This is a genomic window from Bradyrhizobium sp. ISRA442 (genome assembly GCF_038085055.1).
In the GTDB taxonomy this organism is placed as follows: Bacteria; Pseudomonadota; Alphaproteobacteria; order Rhizobiales; family Xanthobacteraceae; genus Bradyrhizobium.
This window is the reverse complement of sequence record NZ_JALGCN010000070.1, coordinates 1-852: the sequence shown is the minus strand read 5'-3', so window position 1 is coordinate 852 and position 852 is coordinate 1. Positions and strand designations below refer to the sequence as shown.

1 protein-coding gene is annotated in these 852 nt (G+C 57.4%); it reads right to left on the bottom strand.

The window, feature by feature from the left end:
• Nucleotides 1-852, bottom strand: an 852-nt coding sequence (locus MTR72_RS40230) for a histidine kinase dimerization/phospho-acceptor domain-containing protein (protein ID WP_341512352.1), incomplete at both ends; no start/stop codon positions are given.

Below are 852 nucleotides of genomic sequence, written 5' to 3'. Positions count from 1 at the left end.
TCTCGGCGATGCCGACGCCGCAATCGGTCACGGCAAGTTGGATGTGCCCCACATCGTCCTTTGATGATTGAATCAGCAGTTCGCGCGTCCGGTCGGTAACTGCGTCCATGGCTTCGATTCCGTTCATCACGAGATTGATGATTACCTGTTGTAGCTGAATCCGATCGCCGAGGATCGTAGGCAGCCCTGCCGTCAACTCGGTTCGTAACGTCACTCGGTGGCTCACCAGCTCTCGTGTTACCAGCGCAATGACGTCCTTAACGACCTCATTGATATCGAGCGGCACCATCTCAATCTCGCCTTTCTTCGCGAGCGCGCGAATACGACGGATCACCTCGCTTGCCCGGATTGCGTCTTCGATGATCCACTCCACCGAAGAGCGCGCGGCGGAAAGATTAGGCGCTTCCCGGCCCATCCAACCGAGGCACGCATCCGCGTTGCTGATAATAGCGGCGAGTGGCTGGTTTATTTCGTGGGCGATGGAGGTTGTCAGCTCTCCTAAGGTCGTTACACGCGTTACATGCGCAAGCTCCGCTTGTGCCTTTCGTAGTTCTTGTTCGGCTTGATCGGCGCGAATGGTAGCGGTGATGTCGGTGCTGACGCCACGGTAGCCGAGAAACTTGCCCTTTCCATCGAAAAAAGGCTTGCCACTCGTGCGGACATAGATCGGAGAACCTGTCCGATTCACGGTGCGGTAGATGAGATCCCGAAACGGAAGATGGGCCTCCAATGTCGCCCGATGCTGCCGCCACTTCTCGGGTTCCTCTTCGACGTCGCACGCAATGTCCCAGCGAAGCAGGCCGATCAATCCTGTCGCCAAAATTCCCGCAGCGCTGGTGTGCTCGGATAAGC